The sequence below is a fragment of the Bradyrhizobium sp. 2S1 genome (assembly GCF_011516625.5).
GTDB classification, from domain to species: Bacteria; Pseudomonadota; Alphaproteobacteria; order Rhizobiales; family Xanthobacteraceae; genus Bradyrhizobium; species Bradyrhizobium septentrionale.
In genome coordinates this window covers 2,618,958-2,635,908 of record NZ_CP147717.1, presented here as the reverse complement: position 1 = coordinate 2,635,908, position 16,951 = coordinate 2,618,958, and the positions used below count along the sequence as shown (strand labels likewise).

At 60.9% G+C, this 16,951-nt stretch carries 16 protein-coding genes, 1 tRNA gene and 2 pseudogenes; 9 read left to right on the top strand and 10 right to left on the bottom strand.

What is annotated here, in order from left to right; genetic code table 11:
* Nucleotides 1–383: 383 nt before the first annotated feature.
* Nucleotides 384–644: a helix-turn-helix domain-containing protein gene (locus HAP54_RS12465; protein ID WP_166300327.1), complete on the bottom strand. Its 261-nt coding sequence runs from the start codon at nt 642–644 to the stop codon at nt 384–386.
* A 139-nt stretch (nt 645–783) separates the two neighbouring features.
* On the opposite strand from HAP54_RS12465, the gene HAP54_RS12460 reads away from it, so the two are divergent.
* Nucleotides 784–1,797: a restriction endonuclease gene (locus HAP54_RS12460; RefSeq protein WP_175619420.1), complete on the top strand. Its 1,014-nt coding sequence runs from the start codon at nt 784–786 to the stop codon at nt 1,795–1,797.
* A 30-nt stretch (nt 1,798–1,827) separates the two neighbouring features.
* Here the strand turns inward: HAP54_RS12460 and HAP54_RS12455 are convergent, their stop codons facing one another.
* Complete coding sequence (locus HAP54_RS12455) at nt 1,828–2,202, bottom strand: DNA-methyltransferase (protein ID WP_224741282.1); 375 nt, start codon at nt 2,200–2,202, stop codon at nt 1,828–1,830.
* Nucleotides 2,203–2,372: 170 nt separating this feature from the next.
* Between HAP54_RS12455 and istA the strand changes: the two are divergent.
* The 5 genes and pseudogenes from istA to HAP54_RS12430 form a co-directional block, all read left to right on the top strand.
* Nucleotides 2,373–3,863 (top strand): annotated as a pseudogene (istA, locus tag HAP54_RS12450) (IS21 family transposase); the annotation flags it as partial.
* A gap of 8 nt (nt 3,864–3,871) precedes the next feature.
* Nucleotides 3,872–4,714 (top strand): annotated as a pseudogene (gene istB / locus HAP54_RS12445) (IS21-like element helper ATPase IstB); the annotation flags it as partial.
* A gap of 329 nt (nt 4,715–5,043) precedes the next feature.
* Entirely contained in the window at nt 5,044–5,301 is a 258-nt protein-coding gene (locus HAP54_RS12440; RefSeq protein ID WP_166300325.1) for a hypothetical protein, read from the top strand.
* Between the two features lie 71 nt (nt 5,302–5,372).
* Nucleotides 5,373–6,595, top strand: a protein-coding gene (locus HAP54_RS12435) for an IS3 family transposase (RefSeq protein ID WP_224741283.1) whose coding sequence is annotated in 2 segments (ribosomal slippage) — nt 5,373–5,649 and nt 5,649–6,595 — 1,224 coding nt in all. Because the reading frame shifts where the segments join, the coding sequence is not laid out codon by codon here.
* A gap of 233 nt (nt 6,596–6,828) precedes the next feature.
* Entirely contained in the window at nt 6,829–7,164 is a 336-nt protein-coding gene (locus tag HAP54_RS12430; protein ID WP_166300323.1) for a hypothetical protein, read from the top strand.
* 244 nt (nt 7,165–7,408) lie between these two features.
* On the opposite strand, the gene HAP54_RS12425 is transcribed toward HAP54_RS12430, so the two are convergent.
* Nucleotides 7,409–7,870: a hypothetical protein gene (locus HAP54_RS12425; protein WP_166300321.1), complete on the bottom strand. Its 462-nt coding sequence runs from the start codon at nt 7,868–7,870 to the stop codon at nt 7,409–7,411.
* A 435-nt stretch (nt 7,871–8,305) separates the two neighbouring features.
* A complete protein-coding gene (locus HAP54_RS12420; protein WP_166300319.1) occupies nt 8,306–8,794 on the bottom strand; it encodes a DUF5681 domain-containing protein in 489 nt (162 codons plus the stop codon).
* Nucleotides 8,795–9,618: 824 nt separating this feature from the next.
* Here HAP54_RS12420 and HAP54_RS12415 point away from each other — a divergent pair.
* Nucleotides 9,619–10,683 carry an IS630 family transposase gene (locus HAP54_RS12415; RefSeq protein ID WP_166298619.1) on the top strand — a complete coding sequence of 355 codons (1,065 nt, stop codon included), beginning with the start codon at nt 9,619–9,621 and terminating at the stop codon, nt 10,681–10,683.
* Nucleotides 10,684–11,567: 884 nt separating this feature from the next.
* Here the strand turns inward: HAP54_RS12415 and HAP54_RS12410 are convergent.
* From HAP54_RS12410 to HAP54_RS12400, 3 genes are all read right to left on the bottom strand, one after another.
* Complete coding sequence (locus tag HAP54_RS12410; RefSeq protein ID WP_224741285.1) at nt 11,568–12,227, bottom strand: DUF2865 domain-containing protein; 660 nt, start codon at nt 12,225–12,227, stop codon at nt 11,568–11,570.
* Nucleotides 12,228–12,453: 226 nt separating this feature from the next.
* Nucleotides 12,454–12,528 (bottom strand) — tRNA-Gly (locus tag HAP54_RS12405).
* A gap of 183 nt (nt 12,529–12,711) precedes the next feature.
* Complete coding sequence (locus tag HAP54_RS12400; RefSeq protein ID WP_224741286.1) at nt 12,712–12,885, bottom strand: hypothetical protein; 174 nt, start codon at nt 12,883–12,885, stop codon at nt 12,712–12,714.
* 350 nt (nt 12,886–13,235) lie between these two features.
* Between HAP54_RS12400 and trxA the strand changes: the two genes are divergently transcribed.
* Together trxA and HAP54_RS12390 are read left to right on the top strand one after the other, a co-directional pair.
* Nucleotides 13,236–14,156 carry a thioredoxin gene (gene trxA / locus HAP54_RS12395; protein WP_166300317.1) on the top strand — a complete coding sequence of 307 codons (921 nt, stop codon included), beginning with the start codon at nt 13,236–13,238 and terminating at the stop codon, nt 14,154–14,156.
* 30 nt (nt 14,157–14,186) lie between these two features.
* The gene (locus HAP54_RS12390) at nt 14,187–14,861 is read left to right on the top strand and encodes an LON peptidase substrate-binding domain-containing protein (RefSeq protein WP_166300315.1); all 675 of its coding nucleotides are present in this window, start codon (nt 14,187–14,189) and stop codon (nt 14,859–14,861) included.
* 107 nt (nt 14,862–14,968) lie between these two features.
* Here the strand turns inward: HAP54_RS12390 and HAP54_RS12385 are convergent, their stop codons facing one another.
* The 3 genes from HAP54_RS12385 to HAP54_RS52465 all read right to left on the bottom strand — a co-directional run bounded on the left by HAP54_RS12385 (nt 14,969) and on the right by HAP54_RS52465 (nt 16,716).
* Nucleotides 14,969–15,529, bottom strand: coding sequence for a cytochrome b/b6 domain-containing protein (locus tag HAP54_RS12385; RefSeq protein ID WP_166300313.1), 561 nt, complete (start codon nt 15,527–15,529; stop codon nt 14,969–14,971).
* Between the two features lie 10 nt (nt 15,530–15,539).
* Nucleotides 15,540–15,824: a PepSY domain-containing protein gene (locus tag HAP54_RS12380; RefSeq protein WP_156928573.1), complete on the bottom strand. Its 285-nt coding sequence runs from the start codon at nt 15,822–15,824 to the stop codon at nt 15,540–15,542.
* A 220-nt stretch (nt 15,825–16,044) separates the two neighbouring features.
* The gene (locus HAP54_RS52465) at nt 16,045–16,716 is read right to left on the bottom strand and encodes an EAL domain-containing protein (RefSeq protein ID WP_414646193.1); all 672 of its coding nucleotides are present in this window, start codon (nt 16,714–16,716) and stop codon (nt 16,045–16,047) included.
* Nucleotides 16,717–16,951: the final 235 nt, after the last annotated feature.

The window sequence follows — 16,951 nt, the reverse complement described above, 5'->3', positions numbered from 1 at the left end:
ATGACCGGTTTGGGTGGTGTTTTGACCGTCGGCCGATCTCTTCCGGTATACCCCAACAAAGCAGACATTCTTAGGGGCGTCGGCATGCTTCGAGCGTGCAAAACTCGGAAATGCTCGAAGGTCGGTTGAATTGCGCCGTTGGTTTCGCCGCTGAACGATCCAGCGGGTTACTTCCCCCAGTCGGCTGGGTCGAAGCACGTCGACGGCAAGCGGCTCACGAGACCCGCAAGACCGACGACGCGAACCTGTTGAGTTCGGCTCGAACGGACAGAAAATGACCGTCAACCGCACTGTTCCTCCCGTCTATAGTCGATAGCGATTGAACGGAGATTACGAACCTGGGCGAACCAACCCGAAGTCTCCTACAGAGCCAGCCGCGCAAGTCACATTGATTTCGCAAGCTTCCTAAGGATTGCGAGCGGATCGACCGACATCATGCGGCAAATCGTGATGAATTCGATGACGTCGATTCGCCGTTCTCCGCCCTCGAACTTGGCAACAAACGACTGAGGCTTGGAAAGTCGTTTGGCAAGTTGGGATTGGGTCAGGCCAGCGTTCTTGCGCGCGTTGGTCATAAGTTCGCGAAACGCGATTTGCGGCTCAGAATGAACCGATTTTTCGAGAATGCGCCCGCGCCTAGCCATGACCGCGGGAAGATGATCCGATGTTAGGATAATCCCAAAACCGGATAATTCTTAACTGTGATGTGCGAGCCTTTCGCTGCGCTCTCGACTTCAGCGCGCCCGCAAGCCAATTGCATTCATGGCTTTAGAGAGACGAGCAATGAATGAACAGAGCGACTGCGGTCCGGCGTGTGTCGCGGTGCAACAGGAAGCGCCGCTATCGCGTGCGCCTGCGACAGAGACTGACACGGGGCTCGATGTTGGTGACGTCCGGTACATCAAGCTCGGCGAAAAAGGCAAATGGGCAGCCCAAGCCATCAAAGAGGGGACGATACCCTTCGGCTACCGACAGATTGACCATGAAGCCTGTGCGCGAGGTGACTGGGAAATAGTGCGAAGCCAACTGCAGGCGATGGGACGAAGCGCAGCAGGGATCAGTCAAGGCTTGCGGGAACTAAAGGACTTTTATGACCTTCCTGCTGACACGATGTGGGTAACCTTTGCGGACGGGCACGTTTGGTGGGCGTTTGCCGAGGACGGTGTGCTGCCGGTCGATAGCGCTGAAGAATCGGACCCTGCCCGCTATCGTCGCACACGTGCAGGGTGGCGAAATACGGATCTTCATGGCCTGCCGCTTAGCGTCCGAACGCTGAGCTCGGCGCTGACCAGCACCGGCAACTATCAGATGACGATCTGCTCGATCCGGCGCGCCGACTACCTGCTGCGCCGGATCCGCGCCGAGGCCGACCCGCTTCGACAGGAGGCCGAGCGCATACTCTCGGAGAGCCGCAAGGTGGCGCTGAGATTGATTGAACGTCTCGACTGGCGAGATTTCGAAACGCTGGTTGACCTGATCTTTGCGCGTGGTGGGTGGCAGCGCACCAGTCTGCTCGGAGGCGAGCAGGCCGATGTTGATCTGCTTTTGACGCAGCCCGTGACCGAAGAAACGGCTTGGGTCCAGGTAAAATCCCGTTCGCGCCAGGCCGAATTCGATGACTATCTCGATCGCTTCATCCGGGAAGGGCGATTTGACCGCCTCTTTTATGTCTATCACACCGCGACCTCGCCGATCACGACGAGTGCGCGTAACGTGCACATCTGGTCGGCCGAGCGTGTCGCGAAGGCGGTCATCGATCTTGGTCTGCTCGGCTGGCTATCAGATCGGACAATCTGAAGACTTCTTACGGTCGCGAGTTACACCAAGTCACTCTTGGCGCGATTGCCTCCCTCGCGCTTCAGAGACCTCGGCAAAGTTCTCGCCGGTCCCTTCTAGGGTTGCCTGAAGACCGTGGGTAAGCTGCAAACGTTGCAAGGTAACGTCGCAATAGAGCGGGTCGATCTCGATACCATAGCCCTGCCGGCCGGTCTGCTCGGCAGCAAGTAGAGTTGTCCCGGAGCCCACAAAAGCATCTAAAATAATGCCTTTTCGATGTGAACAGTCCCTAATCGCATCGGCAACGAGCGAAACCGGCTTAATAGTCGGGTGCAGCTCGAGGTCAGAACGGTCGCCGCCAAAGCTGTTGACGCCCGCGTAGCTCCAGACGTTCGTGCGGTAGCGGCCATGTTTGCCGAGCTCCACGTTGTTAATATGAGATGATGTCCCCGATTTGAAGACGAAAATCAGCTCGTGCTGAGTGTCATTCGGCCTGCAATATTGACCCCCTAAGCCGGGGGATCGGCGTCCAAAATTGACCCCCTACAGATTGATCTGTTGCGCTGCCTGCTTTGGAACGAAGCAGGTGGTGGGGGATGCTGATCGTGGAGACAATTGCCCGGATCCGGCGCGAGCACTTCATCAAGGGCAAGACGATCAAGGAGATCGCCCGTGACCTGAAGGTGTCGCGGAACACGGTCCGGAAGGTGCTGAGGTCGGGAGAGACCTCCTTCGAGTACGAGCGGCAGGTGCAGCCGCGGCCAAAGCTGGGACGATGGGCAGTAGAGCTTGACGGATTGCTGGCGGCGAACGCGGCCAAATCGGCTCGTGAACAGCTGACGTTGATCCGGATCTTCGAAGAGCTGCGCGGCCGCGGCTACGACGGCGGTTACGATGCCGTGCGGCGTTACGCCAGGCGGTGGAGCAAAGAACGCGGGCAATCGACCGCGGCGGCTTATGTCCCGCTGAGCTTTGCCCCAGGCGAAGCCTACCAGTTCGACTGGAGCCACGAGGTGGTCTTGCTGAGCGGGACCACGGTGATGGTGAAGGCCGCCCATGTCCGGCTCTGTCACAGCCGCATGCTGTTCGTGCGGGCCTATCCGCGGGAGACGCAGGAGATGGTGTTCGACGCCCACGACCGGGCGTTCGCTCTGTTCAAAGGCACCTGCACCCGCGGCATCTACGACAACATGAAGACCGCCGTAGAGACGATCTTCGTCGGTAAAGGGCGTCTCTACAATCGCCGCTTCCTGCAGATGTGCAGCCACTATCTGGTCGATCCGGTCGCCTGCACGCCGGCGTCGGGCTGGGAGAAGGGGCAGGTCGAGAACCAGGTCGGGCTGGTCCGGGAGCGCTTCTTCACGCCGCGGCTGCGGTTCAAAAACCTCGACGAGTTAAACGCCTGGCTGCTCGACAAATGCATCGCCTACGCCAAGGCTCATCGCCACCCGGAGCTGGTCGATCAGACGATCTGGGAAGTGTTCGAAGCCGAGCGTCCCAAGCTCGTTCCCTATGCCGGCCGCTTCGACGGCTTCCATGCGGTGACGGCATCGGTCTCGAAGACCTGCCTGGTGCGCTTCGACAACAACAAGTACTCGGTCGCAGCCAGCGCAGTCGGACGGCCGGTCGAAGTCCAGGCTTATGCCGACCGCATCGTGATCCGTCAGGATGGACGCATCGTTGCCGAGCACCCGCGATCCTTTGGCCGCGGCGAGACGACCTATGATCCCTGGCACTATGTGCCGGTGCTGGCTCGCAAACCCGGTGCCTTGCGCAACGGCGCTCCCTTCAAAGACTGGGTGCTGCCGGCCGCGATCGAGCGGATCCGGCGCAAGCTTGCCAGCACCGACGATGGCAATCGGCAGATGGTCGACATCCTCACCGCGGTGCTGACTGACGGTCTGTCCGCGGTGGAAGCGGCCTGTGCCGAAGCGCTCGGTCATGGCGTCCATTCCGCCGATGTCGTGCTCAACATCCTGGCCCGTCAACGTGAACCCGCCCCACCGGCCAACATCATGACGCCGGCCGCACTGACGCTCCGTCATGCACCGATCGCCGATTGTGCCCGCTACGACAACCTCCGGAGGACCATCTGATGGAACGAACCCAAATCTTCGACCTCATGGGCGAGCTCAAGCTCTACGGCATGAAGGCTGCCTTCGACGAGATCATGGCAACTGCCGTCAAGCGCCAGCACGAACCTCAGCGCATTGTCGGCGACCTGCTTAACGCCGAGATCAACGAGAAGCAGGCCCGCTCGATCAAATACCAGCTGACCATTGCCAAGCTGCCGCTTGCCAAGGACATCGCCGACTTCCAGTTCGACGGCACGCCGATCAATCAGACTCTCGTCAATGATCTCGCCAGCGGCGGCTTCATCGCCCAGCAACGCAATGTCGTGCTGGTTGGCGGCACCGGCACAGGCAAGACCCACCTGGCCATTGCCATCGCCAGAAGCTGCATCCGATCCGGTGCCCGCGGCCGCTTCTTCAACGTAGTCGACCTCGTCAATCGCCTCGAGACCGAGACCCGCAACGGACGGCAAGGACGGCTCGCCGAGCATCTGACCCGGATGGACTTCATCGTGCTGGATGAACTCGGCTATTTGCCCTTCGCCCAGTCCGGTGGCCAGCTCCTCTTCCACCTCGTCAGCCGGCTCTATGAGCGCGCCTCCGTCATCGTGACGACCAATCTCGCCTTCGGCGAATGGCCGAGCGTGTTCGGCGACGCCAAAATGACCACAGCGCTGCTCGACCGATTGACCCATCACTGCGACATTGTCGAGACCGGCAACGATAGCTGGCGGTTCAAGAGCCGAGACGACGATCACGCCACCCGCGCTCGTCTCGCCTCCGCTATCCCGGCCAGCTCCGACGAGACGAGCGCTACCAGCAAAGCCCGCCGCACGAAGGGGTCAAAATTGGACGCCGATGAGGGGCGCATTGCCTCATCGAAAATGTTACCGAACAATTCCGCTGATGACTGGGGCGGCGTTACCGAATCAGGTCGGTGGCGCCAATGGCGAGCGGGATCAGCATGGGCGCAAGGCGCGAGGTGTTGGCCGTGGTGGCGAGGCGCTACCGTGCGGCTGGACGAGTTGAGAAGGGACGGATCCTTGACGAGTTGACAGCAACGACGGGTTGGCACCGCAAGCACGCGGTGCGAGCACTGTCGGTTGCCGGAAGGGACAGGCCCAGACCACCACTGGACGAAGGGGCAACGAGCCCAACCGAACCAGCGACAAGTCGGCGACGCAAATACGCCAGCGTGCGCGACGCGCTGATCGCGCTGTGGGAAGCCTCCGATCGCGTCTGCGGTAAGCGCCTCGTATCGATGATCCCAGTGCTGTTGCCCGCACTCGAGCGGCATGGCCGGCTGAAGCCAACGAGCGCAGAGCGTGCGCTGCTGACAACTCTGAGCGCGGCGACGATCGATCGGATGTTGATCGACGTTAAAATTGCGGCTGCTGGGGGGCGCCGGCGGCGAGTCGGATTCTACTCGGCGATTCGACGCGAGGTGCCGTGAAATGGACCCCGATTTTGGGACCAGAGGTTAAGTTGGAAAAGGGCCGCTCCGTTTGATAGACGGAGGGCATGATGACGACGAAGACGAGACGCAAGATCGACGCGGCACTGAAGGCAAAGATTGCGCTGGAAGCGGTGCGGGAGCAGGCGACGGTGGCCGATCTGGCCCAGCGCTATGAGGTTCACCCGAACCAGATCTATGCCTGGAAGAAGCAACTGCTGGACCAGGCGGCGCGGGCCTTTGATGCGGGTGTCGGGCGCGAGAGCGAGGAAACGCGCGAACGCGAGATCGAGAAGCTGCACGCCAAGATTGGACAACTGACGGTCGAGCGCGATTTTTTAGCGCGGAGGTCCGGAAGATGAGCACGCCGGACCGTCGAGGAATGCTCGATCGCGCCGACAAGGCGCTGTCGATCCGTCGGCAATGCCTGTTGCTTGGCATCGCGCGCTTCGGGGTCTACCGGCCGCCCCGGCCGGCCAACGACAACGGCCTTGCCCTGATGCGGCGGATCGACGAGCTGTTCATCGCCTGGCCGTTCCTGGGCTCGCGGCGAATGACCGCAATGCTGAAGGCTGAGGGGCTTCAGGTCAATCGCAAGCGCGTGCAGCGGTTGATGCGCAAGATGGGCATCGCGGCGCTGGGACCGAAGCCGAACACGACGAAGCCGGCGCCGGGCCACAAGATCTATCCTTATCTGTTGCGCAACATGACGATCGACCGGCCGAACCAGGTGTGGGCCGCCGACATCACGTATCTGCCCATCGGCCGTGGCTTTCTTTATCTCGTCGCCATCATCGACTGGGCGAGCCGTGCGGTTCTGGCGTGGCGGTTGTCGAACACGATGGACGTCTCGTTCTGCGTGGCGGCTCTGGAAGAGGCGCTGGCGAAGTACGGCAGGCCGGAGATTTTCAATACCGACCAAGGCAGCCAGTTCACCAGCGCGGCCTTCACCGGCGCGTTGGCGGGCGCAGGGATCAAGATCTCCATGGATGGCCGCGGTCGTTGGATGGACAACGTCTTCATCGAGCGGCTGTGGCGGTCGCTCAAGCATGAGGACATCTATCTCAAGGGCTATGCCGACGGCCGCGAGGCCAAGGCAGGGGTCGCGAGCTGGATCGCCTTCTATAACGATCGTCGCCTTCATCAGGCGCTCGGCTATCGCACGCCGATGGCGGTCTGGCGCGAACGGATGCAGGCCGCGAAGGCTGTGGACATGGTGGACAACGCTGACGCGTTGACCACATGCCCCAGCAACAGCAGCAGACAGAGTCTCTGGCAGCGTGATAGGAAGTAATCAGGAGCGGTCAGTTTCCAACTAACAAACCGGCTCAAGCGGTCCCGCTCCGCGGGTCCATTTCTCAGGAAGAGCTCGGCGAACGGATCGGCAAGCGCGGTCTTGCGAAGGTTCCCACCGTATCGCCGGCTGATCCGCTCTCGTTTGCCCGATCGCTCGGCACGGCGGCAAACACCGCCGAAGTGCGGGCCACGCACCGCCGGCCGAAACGGCGATACAAAAAGCGTATTCGCATGCCCTCGAAGCTCGATCCCCATCTCGCGATCATCGAGAACTGGCTCGCCGTCGAGCCACAGCTCACTGCACTGGCCATCGTGGGCAGGCTCGCCACGATCGATCCTTCGATGTTCAGCGACAAGCAGCATTCGATCGTTCAGCGCCTGCTTCGGTCCCTCCGGCGGAAGGTGGCGGAGACAGCCATCGTATCCATGCCCGTGGATGAAATACGGCCCGAGGCTGTGGACGGCGCTGCGTGTGATGAGCACTCCGCCCCGCCCACAGCCTCTCCACCGAGCTGGCCGCGGCTCGAGACCGGTCTGGGGCAGTTCGTAGACCTTCATCCCGGGTAACATTACTTCCTGAGGCAATACGAGGGGTCAAATTTGCAGGCCGATTGACAGCCGAAGCGGCGTATCGCGTTAGCGATCTGCGCGATCTGTTTCTTTGAGTGGGTCCGAGGATTGTTTGAGCGGGGATTTAATTGATGTGTCGGAAAATAATCGATGGAAAGTCGTTGTTTTTGAACATGCTCCAGCATGAAAACCTCCTGTGCCTGGATCAAGGAGGTCTAGCGGAGCGATTAGCACCCAACATTCACAACAAATCGGCAGATTTATCTGAAGAGATTCGATTGAGAAACGCGCGCCAGTCTATGCTCAGATTGAGCTGAGCAATAACGATGCGGGCCGCTCGTTCATGCGGGGGGCCCGTCCACCAATGCTTCCCGCGCAACACGCTCCAACCCTGGAGTCCGCAGCGTTCTTCCCGCCGTTGGAGCCATGGCAGCAAATATTCATATTTTGCCACGGCGAGCGTCCATCGGCTTTTCAAGAGCGCGTTCTCCTTCCGTCGCCCGCGAGTGCCCTTGAGCCGGCCCTCAATCCCTATGATGACTACTCCGAGCAGCCAATCCGGAAATTGTTGGCCCGCGTTTGCGAGCAGAATGGCTTTCAGTTGCTCGCGAGTGGGTAGTATTCCCTGCTTAGTACGCTGTTCCCAGGTACTAAACTCGGTCTCAGCGCCGAACAGCCCGTAAAGATCGGGATCAGATTTCATCGCCGCTCTCCGCCTATTGTTCGCGAGGAGTAACCGATCTTAATAGCGGATCGTCCCAGAGTTCTGGGTTAGTTTTGAACCTGTTTTCGAACATAGTGCGTCTTATCCAGGCCTCAGGCTCCATGACTTCCGGGACCAGCAGCAAGCTTCCCTCTTCGCCGTTAGGATTCAGGCGAGCGCGACAATCGTCCAACCATTTTACGGCTCTGAGATTACCCTCCATCGCAAGATCGCGCATCGTCATCAAGAGCAGCTCGTAAGTCGTTATTTGCTCCTCGCGTGCGTTTCGCTGGAAGCGATGAATCTCCCTGGCAATATCGTGCGCTATCGCCTTCTCACCTCTTGCCCCCTTTGGACGCCCCTGGGCGCGGCGCTGCCCGTGTCCAAACTGCCTTCCTATAGGCGGTCGACCTCTTCCAACCTCGTTACGCTCGCTCATGGGAGAATTCCTCCTGCTTCATATTCGCGTTCGTGGTCTGTCATTGTCATCTCGTACTGCTTTCGCCCCCAGGAGATATGCCGTTTTCTCCAATCGTTCGGCGGGATCCGAAATTTCTCAAGAATTAAAGAAGCCATTCGATGGGGCATGCTGTTGGTCGGAAGGGTGACTACTCCGCTTGTCTGAGGCCGTTCAGTGCATGCATGCTTATCGAACAACGCGAGAAGATGAGCGACTGATAGAAAATGCTTGTCCTGAACTGCCCTCTTTAGGATGCGCCTTAACTCAATCTCCTTCGCTGACATTTGCTTGGTCTGACCGCCTCTCTGGACCGAAAACACCTCGTCCAAAATCTCGAGTGGATCGATTTTGATTGGACCCCTTCTCTTTCGGCGGCCTCCCGGATTGCCCGACTTACCCTTTCTAAACCGGCTTGATTTTGGAGGCCGCCCGTAGCCGACCTCGTAATCGCCTGAATCTGCCATGATCGCTCTCCCGCGCTTCATCAATCTCCATAGGGTTCGCTTGCGGTTGAAGCTGCCGGTGAGGCTAGGACGATCGGCTCCGTCGCCTCGGCGCGCACAAAAAAGCGGCCCCGGGAATCAACCGAAACCGCGCAATCTGCCCATGCAGCGTCGAGGTACCTTAAGATCAGCTCCGGCCCATGCCGGCTCTCTGTCGCAATGGGGAGAATTTAGCGACCCATGCCGCTCACTCAATCACCCATCTCAGGCACCAGAATGTAGACTGATAGGTCCGCACTTTCAAGTCGGAGACGAACATTGCCTATATCTGCGAGACAATTTCCCTGCTCGTGCGCGCAAATTTCCCTGCTCCGGATCTTCGGAGCCTTCTGCCCATCTGCCTGAATCTGTGCGGCAATCGCTTATCAGGATCAGCAAATAGACCGGCCGGAGGGGAATCTTCCCAGTAAATTCCCTGATATCAGGGAATTTTTGGCTGAGACCGGTTCGCAGATGACTACCTCCACCGCCACGTAGTCTCGCTAGCAAGACCGAGAAGAGATTGCGGCGCGAATTCCGCGACACTGCCGCGGATTTCGGCCCATAGAATGCCGTCAAGGTAACCTCAGAGCCAAAAACCTTACGCGAAAAGGCGAACCCCGGAGACCATTCTCTGAACGGCGTGTCGCCGGTGGCTTCGCCAACCGTACTCGGAGTTCGAATCCCGCTCTCCAACTGTCTGGATTATCCTACAGATATCGTTGATGAATTGGCTTAGGGGCAAGTTATGGTCCCCAAACTAGTACCTACTTTTCTTAAAGCGCGAGTCGTGATTCAAGGTCGGGATGATACCCGAAGCAAGAGAAGTCCACCTTTCGAGGAAAGATCGCAAGGTGCTTGAGGCGTGTTGCCGCTCCCCGGTGACGTTGCAGCGCGATTTGAAGCGGGCGCGGATAGTTCTGTTGGCGGCGGATGGACGCAGCACTCGGTCGATCGCCAAGGAAGTTGGGGTCCAGCCGCGGATTGTCAGCCTTTGGCGGCATCGCTATGCCGACCAAGGCCTTGAAGGGCTGCAAGACAAGCCGCGACCGGGCAAGCAGCCAATCTATACGAAGGCCACCGACAAGCGGATTCTGAAGCTGCTGGACAAGCCGCCGCCGGACGGGTTCGCACGCTGGACCGGGCCCCTGCTGGCCGGGGCGCTGGGCGATGTTGACGTCCAATATGTCTGGCGGTTCCTGCGCAGCCACAAGATTGACCTCGCGGCTCGTAAGTCCTGGTGTGAGAGCAGCGACCCGAACTTTACGGCCAAAGCCGCCGATGTTGTCGGCCTCTATGTCGCCCCGCCCGCGAAGGCCATTGTGCTGTGCGTGGACGAGAAGCCCTCGATCCAGGCTTTGGAGCGAGCGCAGGGTTATCTGAAGTTGCCCAATGGCCGCGCCTTGACCGGCCAGAGCCACGATTACAAGCGGCATGGCACCACAACATTGTTTGCGGCGCTCGAAGTCGCCACCGGAAAGATCATCGCGGCGCATTCAAAACGCCGACGCCGCGTCGAGTTTCTCGACTTCATGAACAGCGTCACCGCGGCTTTTCCGAACCGGAAGCTTCACGTCATCCTCGACAACCTCAACACCCACAAGAAGAACGAGCATTGGCTCAAGGCCCACCCCAACGTGCAATTTCATTTCACGCCGACAAGTGCGTCTTGGCTCAATCAGGTCGAGGTATGGTTTTCGATCTTGCAGGGGCAGTCGCTCAGCGGCACCTCCTTCACAAGCCTCACGCAGCTTCAGGAGCACATCGATGCCTACGTCAACGCATACAACGACAGAGCCGAGCCCTTCGTCTGGACCAAGAAAAAGGTCCGTCAACGCCGTTTCAAAGGCCGCCGTATCACTCAGCTCTGATTCTGGGTACTAGCACTGGCCCGGCAATCGTAACGATCGGTTGACTAGGCGACGAAACAAGAACCTCTCCTGTCGAAACATAGAGCGTCACGGCATCAATCGAATTTTCTTCTGACACGCTCTCAACTCGTACTGCGCCTTCCTCGTCATCAGGGCCAACAAGACTTAACACCATGTCGTTGGGCCGAACCTTTTCGATTGCCTTTCTGGAGCCATCTGCCATGACGACCGGCGTGCCCTCCGCAAAGCAATGAGTGGGCGTCGGCACCTCAGGACACGGCGTGTTTAGCGCCGAGAAGATGATTGGTTCGTCTCCGATAGCGAATATGCACGCATTATCGGGAATATCACGCGGACCGAACGCTGCGTTCTGGTTTCGCTTCCAAGCTAGGTAGAACTGATCGCCAGCAATCCCTGTAACATCGTGTGGGAATCCGTCCCAGACATTCTTGGTGTACTTAGTTAGCTGTTCCAACCGGCGCAAGAGAATCGGAGTGCGAACCGGCGAGATCAGCCGAAACGAACCGCTCGAGAGCCAAAAAATGCAAAAGCCATACAGCGGCAGAAAAGCTGCCGGGCTCAGTCAGTGCGTCGAGCTGATCAGGTGACGGAAATCCAATCGGGGCCGTTCAGGCGGATTGGAGCGGCAAGGAAATTCGAAATGTCCCACCCCTTATGCAATGATTAGAAAAATAATAAAATAATTTGGAAGCAATCTAAGCGAGAGATTTTGGGCAAGTCAACAGCCGCCGTCGTTTCTAAAGATGTCAAAGCTGTTGATTGCAACAGTTCCTTAGCCGGGAACGTGCGAACGAAAGCCGACTGTCCTGCAGCCGTTCTGCACTGCACGCAATATTCAAACGACGCCAACGCTCGCGACCGTTCTATCGCGACGAGATCCGCGCCAGGCCGAGCGCCTGCGCTTTCGCTTTCGACAACGGCCTGAACAGCACGCTGCGCTTCTGCCCGCTGGAGATCGCCGCGATCTTGAAGCCGTCATCGGCGGCGATGATGTCGCCGGTGCGAAGCGTCAAATCGTTCTCGATCGCAATCGGCGAGAGGCCGAGCGTTGCGCCGGTGCGGCATGAGCATTGCGGCACGATCTCGCGCTGAAATCGAAATGCGTTTGCGAGCGTCTTGTAGGTCTCGCCCTGCTCGGTCATGGCGCCGTCGATGTCGGAGCCGGAATACAGCTTCACCTCGGCGGCGGGACAGGCCGCCTCGCATGCCCCGACATTGGCCGTCTCGCTCACGCGCGGCAGCGGGAAGAAGCGGCCGTCGCAGGTCCTGACGCAGAAGTTCTGCCGGCCGCCACCTGATCGCGTCGTGATGTACACTCGCGGCCGCCGGCGTTCTTCGGCGGGCTCAAATTCCGGCGCGGCAGCAAAGCTGGGCGCCGCGGTATACGCCGAGTCGCTCGGCAATTGCTGTGCTGAAACCGGCGACGATGCCCAATTGCCGACAAGCGCGACCAGCGCTGCCACGCTTGCGCGCGCCAGGCGGCGGTTGAAGACGGGATCTGGCGTCCGGCTGATCGACATCATGCACTTGCTTGCCGCATCGGAAGGCGAGCGGCAGCCATTTCAACGCCGACACAACCACAGATTTCTATCAGTTTTGCGAATGCATCGTTTGACGGTTAATGAAGGGCCCGAGAGAGCGGCGCGATCGTCGGCGCAAAATCTCGCGCGCCGGCACTGCCTGACAAGCAAAAAGCCCGCTTTGACGGGCGGGCTTCATCAGGCTGTCAGCTCGGTCAGCGAGAAAGTTTGGAGCGGGCGAAGGGGCTCGAACCCTCGACCCCGACCTTGGCAAGGTCGTGCTCTACCACTGAGCTACACCCGCATCCGAACTGGCGGCGATCACTCGCCGGCAACGGCAGACCTATGCCAAATGCTGTCTGTGAATGCAACACAAGAGCGCGGTCCGGACCTCACGAAATCGCCCGGTTTCCTTAGAAATTGAGCTCGAATCGGCCGAAAACCCGGCCGGCACGATAAATTCTTCGCGTATTGGCGGGAACGGGTCTCAGACCGCCATGCTGTCGCGGAGCGATTCGAGCCAGGTCTCGAACCAGCCGGCCAGCGTCCGGGCCAGCTCGGCACGGCAGTCGGCGTCGCAATCGAACACCGCCGACCATTCGATAAAGGCGCGATCGCCGTCGACCGTATCGCCGGACTTGCCCTGCTCGATCTCGCTCACCCCCTCGCCGCGGACCCAGACCGGGCGCGGATGATTTTCCAGACCCCGCCGGCCGGCTGCTCGAACACGGCGCTGTAATAGGCCCTTGCCATGGGCGCCCCTGTTGCCGTGAAGGGTTGCCATGATCGGCCGGGCCGGAGCGCGAACCCACCCGATCTCCGATGGAACAGGACGGACGCCTAGCAATTGAATTTTGCCGGCCGACCGCCATTTATGGGCATGATCTTCGGAAAACCGGTTCCCACTTTTCCGGGATCATGCTCTAGCCTGACAGAACGGCTGAACGTGCCGTGCGGAGCGTGCTAGAACGCCCCCGGATTTCCGACCTCAGAAGACCAGGTGAGGACAACGTGACGATAATGGAGCAGGGCGGCCCCACGCCCCAGGCAGCGCCCGATTTGATCAAGGAGACGACGACCCAGACCTTCGTCAAGGACGTCATCGAGGAGTCGCGCCGCCAGCCGGTTATGATCGACTTCTGGGCGCCCTGGTGCGGTCCCTGCCGTCAGCTCACGCCGATGCTGGAAAAGGCGGTCCGCAACGCCAAGGGCCGGGTCAAGCTGGTCAAGATGAACATCGATGAGCATCCGCAGATCCCCGGCCAGATGGGCATCCAGTCGATCCCGGCCGTGATCGCTTTCGTCAACGGTCAGCCCGCCGATGGCTTCATGGGCGCGGTGCCGGAGAGCCAGATCAACGCCTTCATCGAAAAGATCACCAAGGGCGTGCCCGCCGCCGGCGAGCCGAATCTCGCGGAGATTCTGGCCGAGGCCGACGCCGTGCTCGCCGAGGGCGACGCCGAAGCGGCGGCGCAGATCTATGCCGAGGTGCTGGCGCATGACGCCACCAACATCGCGGCGCTGGCCGGCCTCGCCAAATGCTACATGACGACCGGCGCGGTCGAGCAGGCCAAGCAGACGCTCGCGATGGTGCCGGAATCCAAGCGCAACGATGCCGCGGTGAAGGCGGTGCAGGCGGCGATCGATCTCGCCGAGCAGGCGCAGTCGGTCGGACCGATCGCGGAGCTGGAACAGAAAGTCGCCGCAAACCCGCTCGATCATCAAGCTCGATTCGATCTCGCGACCGCGCTCAATGCGGCGGGCAAGCGCTCTGAGGCGACCGAGCAGCTGCTCGTGATCGTGAAGCGTGACCGCAAGTGGAACGACGACGGCGCGCGCAAGCAGCTGGTGCAGTTCTTCGAGGCGTGGGGCGGCACCGATGAGGCAACCGTCGAGGGGCGCAAGCGGTTGTCGACGATCCTGTTTTCGTAACGCACGCCCGTCACAGCAGCGGGACCGCAGATGCCGATCAATGCCGAATATCGCGGGCCCGGCGAGCTCCCGGAGGTGATCCCGGTGTTCCCGCTGCCTGGCGCGCTGCTTTTGCCGCGCGGCCAGATGCCGCTCAACATCTTCGAGCCGCGCTATCTCGCGATGATCGACGATGCGCTGCGCGACGGCCACCGCCTGATCGGCATGATTCAGCCCGACGTGACGCATTCGCACAAAGAGGCGAAGCCGGTGCTGTTCCGGATCGGCTGCGTCGGCCGCATCACCCAGCTCGCCGAATCCGGCGACGGCCGCTATATCCTCGAACTGACCGGCGTCGCGCGCTTCAAGGTGGTCGAGGAGTTGTCCGTGCAGACGCCGTATCGACAGTGCAAGGTCGACTTCTTCTCCTTCGCCGGCGACTTCACCGCGCGCAAGGGCGAGGAGGCCGTCGACCGCAAGGCGCTGCTCGAGGTGCTCGCCGATTTCCTGGAAGCCAACAATCTGAAGGTCGACTGGGAGGGCATCGAGTCCGCGCCCAACGAGGCGCTGGTCAATGCGCTGGCGATGATGTCGCCCTATGGCCCGGCCGAGAAGCAGGCCATGCTGGAGGCGCCCGACCTGAAGACCCGCGCCGAAATCCTGATCGCCGTCACCGAGATGGATCTCGCCAAGAAGCGCACCAGCGGCGATCCGCCGGTGCAATAGAGCACGATCCGGAAAAGTGCGAAGCGGATTTCCCTCGCGGCAAGCGCGCCGCGCTTGCGCGGAGATCATGCTCAAACAACGAGCCTTAGTCCCGGCAGTCTTCCACGTCAGCGATTGCGAAGCTGCTTGCGTCCGGTGAACATTGCGCGCACCAGGTTCTGGCGCTGCAGCAGCCCCACCACGATGACGCCGAGCACGTGCAGCCCAACCAGGACGAGAACAGCATCGGAGGCGTAGGCGTGGGTGTCCTCGACCCACCAGACGCCGAAGAAGGTGACGGTGACCTCCATCGCGCCCGTGATCGCCGAGACCGCGAGCAGGAGCAGCAGCAGCAGCGTCACCAGCATCACGGTGCCCGCGGGATTGAGCCCGATATAGCGCCCTGTGATGCCGCGGCGGAGATTCCAGATGTAGCGCGGCGCGGCGCGCAGCCGGACGCCAAGCCTGCCGAAGCGCGCGTAGCGGGTGCCGGCAAAGCCCCAGATCAGCCGGAACGCCAGCAGTGCGATCACGGCATAACCTGCCAGCCGGTGCAGCCGGTCATAGACGCTGGGCGTCACCCATGCGACGAGGACGAGGATGGCGAGCGCCCAGTGCCAGAGCCGCAGCGGCAGGTCCCAGACCTGCACGCTGGTCGCGCCGCGCGCACCGGACGCCGCCTCGATCATCGCGCCTGCTTCACTTCGCGATGGTGTGCTTCAGGCTGAGATCCTCCGGGCTGTAGAACAGCTCGTAGAGCTTGCCTTCCTTGACGCCGTACACCTCGTAGCAGGAGCCCTCGACCTTCGAGCGGCGCACCTCGTAGCCGGCGGCCTTGGCCTTGGCTTCGGCATCGCTTGCTGGTTTCCACGACGCCTTGTCGAGCTTGGTGCAATTCTTGTAGCCGTCGGCGAGTGCCGCCGATCCCATCAGCCCCAGAACACAAGCTGCAAGTACCGCACTCAAAATCACTTTCACGCGCATCTCCCCTCCGTTTTCGATCATGCCCGCTCCGCCGTCGCGCGGAGCACATGCGTGAACAAAACTGAGGTGATTGCCAAGTCAAGCAAGCGCGTTTGCGGCCTGGCTTTAGAGCTATTCTAACGGTTGCGAAAACCGCTTTGGTCTCCACGCGCAATCCGGTTTTGATCGCCTGCTGCGGCCTTACGCCTCACGGACCCGGTTCGCTGCCGCGGTCCGGCGGTCAGGAGGCGGCGCCCGCCATTGCCAATCGAACTGCCGGGCGTTGTGCGGATGCCATGGTCCGCCCACCGATCATTTGCGCGACCTTCTCGCTTTGCACCGGCGGGCTGAAGTGGAAGCCCTGGACTTCCACGCAGGCGTCCGCGCGGAGGATGTCAAGCTGCTCCCTGGTCTCGACGCCTTCGGCCGTCGTGGTCTTGCCGAGGCTGACGGCAAATCGAACGATCGCGCGCGCGATCCTGCGCGACTCGTCGGTTGCGCCGGCGAGTTCGGACACGAAGCTGCGGTCGATCTTGACCTTGTCGAACGGAAACTTCTGCAGGAAGCTCAGCGACGAGTAACCGGTGCCGAAATCATCGAGCGCAATCCGCGCCCCGAGATCGTGCAACTGGCTGAGTGCCGCGAACACCGCCTCGCTGTCCTGGATAATCGCCGTTTCGGTGACTTCGAGCTCGAGCCGATCAGGCGAAACTCCCGCGCTCGCCAGCGCGTGCACGATCACCGGGACCAGGTCCGGGCTCCTGAACTGCACCGGTGACAGATTGATCGCGATCTTGAGATCGTCGGGCCATTTGGCGGCCTCGGCGCAGGCGGTGCGCAGCACCCATTCGCCGAGCGGCACGATCAGGCCGGTCTCTTCCGCCAGCGGGATGAACTGGGCCGGGGATATCATGCCGCGCTGCGGGTGGTGCCACCGCAACAGCGCCTCGAAGCCGCAGGTCTCCCCGCTCGCGACAATTGATGAACGGCTGATAGTGCAACTCGAACTCGCCGTTGACGAGCGCGCTGCGCATGTCGCGCTCGAGGCTGCGCCGGGCCTGCAACAGCCGGTCGAGCTCCGGCTCGAAGAAACGGAACGAGCTGCGCCCGCCGCTCTTGGCCGAGTAGAGCGCAAGATCGGCGCTGCG